General features: G+C 55.6%; 9 protein-coding genes and 1 tRNA gene. 2 read left to right on the forward strand and 8 right to left on the reverse strand.

Annotation, left to right across the window (positions count from 1 at the left end):
- Nucleotide 1: 1 nt before the first annotated feature.
- From ilvD to ilvL, 6 genes are all read right to left on the reverse strand, one after another.
- Entirely contained in the window at nucleotides 2–1,852 is a 1,851-nt protein-coding gene (gene ilvD / locus IM282_RS19595; protein WP_022649775.1) for a dihydroxy-acid dehydratase, read from the reverse strand.
- Between the two features lie 60 nt (nucleotides 1,853–1,912).
- Nucleotides 1,913–2,842 (reverse strand): branched-chain-amino-acid transaminase, encoded by a 930-nt coding sequence (gene ilvE / locus IM282_RS19600; protein WP_003860182.1) that lies wholly within the window; start codon nucleotides 2,840–2,842, stop codon nucleotides 1,913–1,915.
- Between the two features lie 18 nt (nucleotides 2,843–2,860).
- Nucleotides 2,861–3,124: an acetolactate synthase 2 small subunit gene (ilvM, locus tag IM282_RS19605; protein WP_126504106.1), complete on the reverse strand. Its 264-nt coding sequence runs from the start codon at nucleotides 3,122–3,124 to the stop codon at nucleotides 2,861–2,863.
- A complete protein-coding gene (gene ilvG / locus IM282_RS19610; RefSeq protein ID WP_192970746.1) occupies nucleotides 3,121–4,767 on the reverse strand; it encodes an acetolactate synthase 2 catalytic subunit in 1,647 nt (548 codons plus the stop codon). Before ilvG ends, ilvM begins: the two co-directional genes overlap by 4 nt.
- Nucleotides 4,768–4,769: 2 nt before the next feature.
- Nucleotides 4,770–4,820: a peptide IlvX gene (gene ilvX / locus IM282_RS19615; RefSeq protein ID WP_166792073.1), complete on the reverse strand. Its 51-nt coding sequence runs from the start codon at nucleotides 4,818–4,820 to the stop codon at nucleotides 4,770–4,772.
- A gap of 86 nt (nucleotides 4,821–4,906) precedes the next feature.
- On the reverse strand, nucleotides 4,907–5,005 hold the full coding sequence (gene ilvL, locus IM282_RS19620; RefSeq protein ID WP_001311244.1) for an ilv operon leader peptide: 99 nt from the start codon (nucleotides 5,003–5,005) through the stop codon (nucleotides 4,907–4,909).
- Nucleotides 5,006–5,346: 341 nt separating this feature from the next.
- Here ilvL and IM282_RS19625 point away from each other — a divergent pair, with 341 nt between their 5' ends.
- The gene (locus tag IM282_RS19625) at nucleotides 5,347–6,867 is read left to right on the forward strand and encodes a YifB family Mg chelatase-like AAA ATPase (RefSeq protein WP_045308985.1); all 1,521 of its coding nucleotides are present in this window, start codon (nucleotides 5,347–5,349) and stop codon (nucleotides 6,865–6,867) included.
- A gap of 26 nt (nucleotides 6,868–6,893) precedes the next feature.
- On the opposite strand, the gene IM282_RS19630 is transcribed toward IM282_RS19625, so the two are convergent.
- Nucleotides 6,894–7,232: a DUF413 domain-containing protein gene (locus IM282_RS19630; RefSeq protein ID WP_006808641.1), complete on the reverse strand. Its 339-nt coding sequence runs from the start codon at nucleotides 7,230–7,232 to the stop codon at nucleotides 6,894–6,896.
- Nucleotides 7,233–7,350: 118 nt separating this feature from the next.
- Here IM282_RS19630 and hdfR point away from each other — a divergent pair, with 118 nt between their 5' ends.
- On the forward strand, nucleotides 7,351–8,172 hold the full coding sequence (gene hdfR, locus IM282_RS19635; RefSeq protein WP_022649779.1) for an HTH-type transcriptional regulator HdfR: 822 nt from the start codon (nucleotides 7,351–7,353) through the stop codon (nucleotides 8,170–8,172).
- Between the two features lie 101 nt (nucleotides 8,173–8,273).
- Here hdfR and IM282_RS19640 read toward each other — a convergent pair.
- A tRNA-Trp gene (locus IM282_RS19640) sits at nucleotides 8,274–8,349 on the reverse strand.
- Between the last annotated feature and the right edge of the window lie 122 nt (nucleotides 8,350–8,471).

The following is an 8,471-nucleotide window of genomic DNA, read 5'->3' on the forward strand; positions in this document are numbered from 1 at the left end:
ATTAGCCCCCAAGTTTAGATTTATCGCGCACCGCGCCTTTATCTGCACTGGTGGCAAGACTCGCGTAAGCGCGCAGGGCGAAGGAGACTTCGCGCTGGCGGTCTTTCGGCGTCCAGGCTTTGTCGCCGCGGGCTTCCTGCGCTTCACGACGGGCCGCAATCTCCTGGTCACTCAGCTTCAGCTGAATGCCGCGGTTCGGAATGTCGATTTCGATCAGGTCGCCATCTTCGATGATCGCGATATTGCCGCCGCTTGCCGCTTCCGGGGAGACGTGGCCAATGGAGAGGCCTGACGTGCCGCCAGAGAAACGACCGTCGGTGATCAGCGCGCAGGCTTTGCCGAGGCCCATCGATTTCAGGAAGGTAGTCGGGTAGAGCATCTCCTGCATGCCCGGACCGCCTTTCGGCCCTTCGTAGCGAATGACCACCACGTCGCCTTCCACCACTTTGCCACCGAGGATAGCGTCTACCGCCTCGTCCTGACTTTCATACACTTTTGCCGGACCGGTGAATTTGAGAATGCTGTCGTCCACGCCTGCGGTTTTCACGATGCAGCCGTTTTCCGCAAAGTTACCGTACAGCACGGCCAGACCGCCGTCTTTGCTGTAGGCATGTTCCAGCGAGCGGATGCAGCCTTCGGCGCGATCGTCATCCAGCGTGTCCCAGCGGCAATCCTGCGAGAACGCCTGCGTGGTGCGAATACCTGCCGGACCGGCGCGGAACATCTTTTTCACCGCGTCGTCTTTGGTCAGCATCACGTCGTACTGGTCCAGCGACTCCGGCAGCGTCAGGCCGAGCACATTTTTCACGTTGCGGTTCAGCAGCCCTGCGCGATCCAGCTCGCCGAGAATACCGATGACACCACCAGCACGATGCACGTCTTCCATATGGTACTTCTGGGTACTCGGCGCGACTTTACACAGCTGCGGCACTTTGCGGGAGAGCTTGTCGATGTCGCTCATGGTGAAGTCGATTTCGGCTTCCTGCGCGGCGGCCAGCAGGTGCAGAACGGTGTTGGTGGAACCGCCCATGGCGATATCCAGCGTCATGGCGTTTTCGAACGCCGCTTTACTGGCGATGTTGCGCGGCAGCGCGCTGGCGTCGTCCTGCTCGTAGTAGCGTTTGGTCAGCTCAACGATGCGCTTGCCCGCGTTAAGGAACAGCTGCTTACGGTCGGCGTGGGTCGCCAGCAGCGAGCCGTTACCCGGCTGAGAAAGGCCCAGCGCTTCGGTCAGGCAGTTCATGGAGTTGGCGGTGAACATCCCGGAACAGGAGCCGCAGGTCGGACACGCGGAGCGTTCCACCTGGTCGCTCTGCTCGTCAGAGACTTTCGGGTCCGCGCCCTGGATCATGGCATCGACCAGGTCGAGCTTGATGATTTTGTCGGAAAGCTTGGTTTTACCCGCTTCCATCGGGCCGCCGGAAACGAAGATCACCGGAATGTTCAGGCGCAGGGAGGCCATCAGCATCCCCGGGGTGATTTTGTCGCAGTTGGAGATACAGACCATCGCATCGGCGCAGTGGGCGTTAACCATGTACTCCACCGAGTCGGCGATCAGCTCGCGCGACGGCAGTGAATAGAGCATCCCCCCGTGGCCCATTGCGATACCGTCATCCACCGCAATGGTGTTGAACTCTTTCGCCACGCCGCCGGAGGCTTCGATTTGCTCGGCAACCAGCTTACCGAGATCGCGCAGGTGCACGTGGCCCGGCACAAACTGGGTGAAGGAGTTCACCACGGCGATAATTGGCTTGCCGAAATCGGCGTCGGTCATTCCGGTGGCGCGCCACAGTGCGCGGGCACCCGCCATATTACGGCCGTGGGTGGTGGTGGCTGAACGATACTTAGGCATGCTTTATTTACTCCCGTCTGACTATTAAATGGGACGGTGCGTGCCGTCCCAAATTTATATTTAGTGATTAACCTGATCCAACCAGCCGTATTTGTCTTCTGTTTCGCCGGTGAACAGGCCGAAGAAGGCTTGCTGAATGCGTTTGGTGACCGGACCACAGCGGCCTTCGCCCACCTGAATGCCGTCGACGCTACGCACCGGTGTAATTTCAGCCGCGGTACCGGACATGAACACTTCGTCAGCCAGGTACAGGGATTCGCGGGACAGCACCTGCTCGCGTACTTCGATACCCAGATCTTTTGCCAGCTTGATGATGGCGTCGCGGGTGATGCCCGGCAGCGCGGACGAGGTGAACGGCGGGGTGAACAGAATGCCGTCTTTCACTTCAAACAGGTTTTCGCCCGCACCTTCGGAGATGTAGCCATTTACATCGAGCGCGATACCTTCCTGGTAACCGTGACGGCGCGCTTCGCTGCCGACCAGCAGTGAGGAAAGGTAGTTACCGCCCGCTTTAGCCGCGGTCGGGATAGTGTTTGGTGCCACGCGGTTCCAGGAAGAAACCATTGCGTCGATCCCCTGATCCAGTGCTTCCGCGCCCAGGTAGGCGCCCCACGGGAACGCAGCAATGATCACATCGGTGTTATAGCCAGCGGGCGGATTGACACCCATGCCGACATCACCCACGAAGACCAGCGGACGAATATAGGCACTGGTCAGTTTGTTCTGGCGGATCACCTCGCGGCAGGCTTCCATCAGCTCATCAACGCTTTGGGAGACCGGGAAACGATAAATTTTGGCTGAGTCATGCAGACGCTGCATGTGTTCGCGATGGCGGAACACCACTGGTCCTTTGTGAGAATCGTAGCAACGGATGCCTTCAAACACGGAGGTGCCGTAGTGCAGCGCGTGGGACATCACGTGAACTTTCGCGTCTTCCCAGCGAACCATCTCACCATTGAACCAAATGTAATCAGCTTTTTTTGTCGTCATTTTTTCGTCCTGTCACGCTTAAGCGCGGATTTGTTGTGATGTGGTTGTGCTCTGGCAGATGGCAACATGGGCAACGTCTACCAGTTTTGATAACTGACTAAACAGTAAGTCGACCGGCCGCGGGCTGGCAACGGTTAATTCGATACTGATATTTTGTACATCCGTGGCCGTTTCCATATTCATAGAGCAAATCTGAAAACCACGGTGACGGACCACACGCAATACGCGTTCTAACGTTTCCGGGTTGAAGCGAGCCTGCACGGCGACCTGATGTTGCATCATGATAATTTCTCCAGCATTTGTGAGTTACTGGCACCGGGCGGTACCAACGGCCAGACGTTCTCAAGCTCGTCGATTGAGACATGAAGCAGGTATGGCCCTTCGCTTGACAGCATGGTGTCGAGTGCCGCTTCAACCTGGTCTTTACGGGTGATGTGCTGGCCAGGAATGCCGAAGGCGCTGGCCAGGGTGAGGAAATCGGGGTTGTCGGTCAGGGTCGTTTCGCTGTAACGCTCCTGAAAGAATAGCTGCTGCCACTGGCGAACCATGCCTAAACGCTGGTTATCGAGCAAAACGATTTTCAGCGGTAACTGCTTACGCTTCACGGTGCCGAGCTCCTGGACGTTCATCATGAAGGAGCCGTCACCGGAGATACAGATAACAGTATCGTTCGGGCGGGCAACCTGTGCGCCCACGGCAGCGGGCAGGCCGAAGCCCATCGTGCCTAAGCCGCTCGAGGTGATGAAGTTCTCCGGGCGGGTGTAGGTCATGTGCTGGGCTGACCACATCTGATGCTGGCCGACATCCGTCGTCACCACGCTGTCTGCGGGTTTGCGGTCGGACAACTGTTTCAACAACAGCGGCGCATAGATGGCCTCGCCGGGGTGGTCGTAACGCCAGGCGTGTTCAGCGCGCATATCGGCGGTGTGCTGACGCCATGCGTTGATATCCAGCGGCTGCTCCAGCGCCGGTAACAGCGCGTTGAGATCGCCCTGCAACGCGACATGCGCCTGACGCAGTTTGTTCATCTCCGCCGGGTCGATGTCCATATGGATCACTTTGGCGTTCGGCGCAAAGGTGTTCAGCTTGCCGGTGACGCGGTCGTCAAAACGGGCGCCGACGGCGATGAGCAGGTCACACTCCTGCACCGCCAGGTTTGCCGCTTTGGTGCCGTGCATCCCTAACATGCCCAAATAGTATGGATAGTCCGCGTCGACCGCGCCCAATCCTTTCAGCGTGCAGGTGGCGGGCATTTGCGTTACTGCGATAAATTCGCGCAGGGCAGGAACAGCCTGCGCCATGCCCACGCCGCCGCCTACATACAGCATCGGCTGTTTCGCCTGCGCCAGCATCTGGCGAGCCTCTTCAACCTCCGCATGGGGAAACACGTTGTCGCTTTCAACGGTGGAGAAGTGCGGTTCCAGATCGCCGAGTGCAACCTGAATATCTTTCGGGATATCTACCAGAACCGGGCCAGGACGGCCAGAGCTGGCAACCTCGAACGCTTCGGCCATCACGCGCGGCAGCTCTTCGAGAGACTGAACGAGGAAGCTGTGTTTGGTGCAGGCAAGCGATAAACCGAGCACATCCACTTCCTGGAAAGCATCGGTGCCGATGAACGGAGAGGCCACCTGGCCGGTGATCGCCACCACGGGTACGGAATCGAGCAGCGCGTCAGCCAGGCCGGTGATCAGGTTCGTTGCGCCCGGACCGGAGGTGGCCATACAGACGCCGGTTTTACCGGTCGCACGGGCATAACCGATGGCGGCCATCGCTGCGCCCTGCTCGTGTCGGCACAAGAGGTGTTCCACGCCGCCGTCATACAGTGCATCGTAAATCGGCATAATTGCGCCACCCGGATAACCGAATACGGTTTCGACTCCCTGCGCGCGCAACGCATGTACTACCCATTGTGCCCCATTCATAGTTAGTTCCCCGTCATAAATCTGGAGAAACAGAATTTTGTGCTAGTCGTCATTCTCTGCTCCTCATTTAAGTTTTTTAGTCATAAAAAAACCCCCGGACCTTTCGGTGCGGGGGTCTTAGTTCGTTAAGGCTTGATTTCTAAGCCTTTCCTCGTCCAAGTGCAGCCCCGCACGGTGGGATAATAATCACCACCACGCTAATCACGACCAGGCTAATCACTCGTAGAAGGGCTGTCATTTTCAGTTCTTTTTGCATCTTGTTCGAAGGAATACCTAAAGAGTTACCACAGATATTTCATCTGACACAAGATTTTTTTATGACCCATTTCTGTAGCAGGCGAACTATTTCTTTCAAAATCGTTGTTTTATATAGGGAAAAAATAGAAATGAAGATTTTTCATTTTTTTGTCCTGTTTCATCATGCAAGGCGCGCATGATTTCTTTTCTGCGAGGCCGATTCCACCGACATGTAATGATTACATTTAGGCGCTAAAAGGCTGGAACGAGCGCCGTAATTCAGTGAATTAGCGCTAAACAGGAAAAAATGATGCTGGCATAGTTACCGCCAAGGAGGGGCTTATGTCACTGTCAGTTGTTTATACACGCGCGGCCATCGGCGTGAAGGCACCGCTTATTTCTGTAGAGGTTCATTTAAGTAATGGACTGCCCGGACTGACGCTGGTCGGCTTACCCGAAACGACCGTTAAGGAGGCCAGGGATCGCGTGCGCAGCGCAATTATTAATAGCGGTTATGCTTTTCCGGCGAAGAAGATCACCATCAACCTTGCGCCCGCCGATTTGCCAAAGGAGGGAGGGCGATATGATTTACCTATTGCTATAGCGCTTCTCGCGGCTTCTGAACAGCTCAATACGTCAGGGTTAAGCTCGTGCGAGTTCGTGGGTGAATTAGCGCTTACAGGCGCGTTAAGAGGCGTTCCCGGAGCAATCTCGGGTGCGCTTGAAGCCATACGCGCGGGAAGGCAAATCATTGTGGCCAATGAAAATGCCTCTGAAGTCAGCCTTATCGCCGAAAAGGGGTGTCTTGTCGCGGGACATTTGCAGGAGGTTTGCGCCTGGCTGGAAGGCCGACACGAGCTTGCCGAGCCGCAGGAGAATGAGGAGGTAGTGGCAGATTCACCCGATGACCTCAGCGATATTATGGGTCAGGAACAGGGTAAGCGGGCGTTAGAAATAACGGCCGCGGGTGGGCATAACCTGCTACTGATAGGTCCACCAGGCACGGGGAAAACGATGCTGGCGAGCAGGTTGAGCGGCCTGCTGCCCCCCCTCAATAATCACGAAGCGCTGGAAAGCGCCGCGATATTTAGCCTGGTCAGTTCAATATCGCTGCATAAACAGTGGCGCCGCCGTCCTTTCCGCTCGCCACACCACAGTGCGTCTCTTACCGCGATGGTGGGCGGGGGCTCAATTCCCGGACCGGGTGAAATCTCACTGGCACACAACGGCATTCTGTTCCTGGATGAATTGCCAGAGTTTGAACGCCGCGTGCTGGATGCGTTGCGGGAGCCGATTGAATCCGGCGAAATCCATCTGTCTCGTACACGCGCCAAAATAAGCTACCCTGCGCAGTTTCAGCTGGTCGCCGCGATGAACCCTAGCCCAACGGGCCATTATCAGGGCAACCATAACCGCTGTACGCCGGAGCAGACGCTGCGCTATCTGAGTAAGCTGTCCGGCCCCTTCCTCGACCGTTTTGATTTATCTCTCGAGATCCCCCTGCCACCGCCCGGTCTGCTGAGGCAAACCGGTATCAAAGGCGAAAGCTCAGCAGTGGTGCGAGAACGGGTTATTGCGGCTCAGGCGCGGCAGTATGCCCGTCAGAACAGGCTGAATGCCCGGCTGGATAACAGCGGGATCCGACAGTTTTGCTCTCTCAACGCCGAAGATGCAGGCTGGCTGGAAGAGACACTGACGCGGTTTGGGCTATCCATTCGCGCGTGGCAGCGTTTGTTGAAAGTTGCGCGCACGGTCGCTGACGTGGAGGGCTGCCCCGGAATAGAGAGGCGACATTTGCAGGAGGCATTAAGCTACCGTGCGATCGATCGGCTGCTGTTGCATCTGCAAAAAATGCTGGCATAAAAAAGGGGCCGTAGCCCCTTCTCTTCTTAATCGTCAGACTCGGTGTAGTCTTCTGCACCTTCCATCTGCGGCTTGCCGCCAGACAGCGTATGGAAACGCTTAGGACGCTTAATGCGAGCCATATACTTGATCCATACACGTTCTGCATCAGACTGCGGCTCACGCTCACCACGACAAACAGAGACAAATTGTTTTTCATCTTCGGTTGCCGGTTCGCGCTTACCCAGATCCAGCTCGTTAAAGGCATAACCATGGCGCTCAAGAAGTTGAGCTTCTTTGATAGTGAAATCGCCGTGACGAGAGAACCCGCGCGGATAATGTTTATTATCGAAAAAACGATTAGTCGTCGTAAAGCTTTCCGCCATCCTACACGCTCCTAATTCTTTGGCCGAGCTATTTATGGCGCGGAGTATTAGTTACGCTTGACAGAGTGTAAAACAAAACATTTAAATCATAACGACAAATAATTTTGTGGAGAAAGATGTGGATACGGAATTGCTAAAAACTTTCCTCGAAGTGAGCAGAACGCGACACTTTGGGCGAGCAGCTGAAGCCCTCTACCTGACGCAGTCAGCAGTCAGTTTTCGTATTCGACAGCTGGAAAATCAACTGGGTGTGAACCTTTTTACCCGCCATCGCAACAATATTCGTTTAACCCCGGCCGGTGAAAAGCTATTGCCTTATGCAGAAACCCTGATGAATACCTGGCAGGCAGCGCGAAAGGAGGTTGCGCACACATCCCGGCATAATGAATTCTCGATCGGTGCCAGCGCTTCACTATGGGAATGCATGCTCAGCCAGTGGCTTATGCGGCTATATCGCACACACAACCATCTGCAATTTGAGGCGAGGATTGCGCAACGCCAGTCGCTGGTTAAGCAACTCCACGAGCGGCAGCTTGATCTGCTGATCACCACAGAAGCCCCCAAGATGGATGAATTTAGCAGCCAGATTGTTGGACAGTTTAGCCTGGCGCTCTATGCATCCGAGCCTGCAATGATGAAGGCCGACCTGAATTATTTACGCCTGGAATGGGGGCCTGATTTTCAGCAGCACGAGACGGGGTTAATTGCCAGCGATGATATCCCGCAACTCACGACAAGCTCTGCGGAGATCGCATGCCAGCATCTTCCCACACTGAAAGGCTGTACATGGTTACCTGTTCGCTGGGCGGATAATAAACCTGCACTCCATGTTGTCACCGATTCAACAACGCTCTCCAGGCCGCTGTATGCCATTTGGCTGCAAAACAGCGATAAGCAGTCGCAGATAAAAGATCTGTTAAAAACCAGCATACTGGATTAACGCAAAAGCCTGCGGAAACGCAGGCTGCTTATTCTTCAGGAAGGTGTTGAGCCGTTTTACAGGCAAAAAAAAAATCCTTTGCCGAAGCAAAGGATTCTATATGGCAGGGGCGGAGAGACTCGAACTCGCGACACCCGGTTTTGGAGACCGGTGCTCTACCAACTGAGCTACGCCCCTAAATTTTTTTGCCATTAAGCCTGCCCTTTGGGCAGGCTTAATGTCTTAATAAGTGGCGGAACGGACGGGACTCGAACCCGCGACCCCCTGCGTGACAGGCAGGTATTCTAACCGACTGAACT

It is taken from the genome of Enterobacter cloacae complex sp. P29RS (assembly GCF_014893445.1).
GTDB classification, from domain to species: Bacteria; Pseudomonadota; Gammaproteobacteria; order Enterobacterales; family Enterobacteriaceae; genus Enterobacter; species Enterobacter intestinihominis.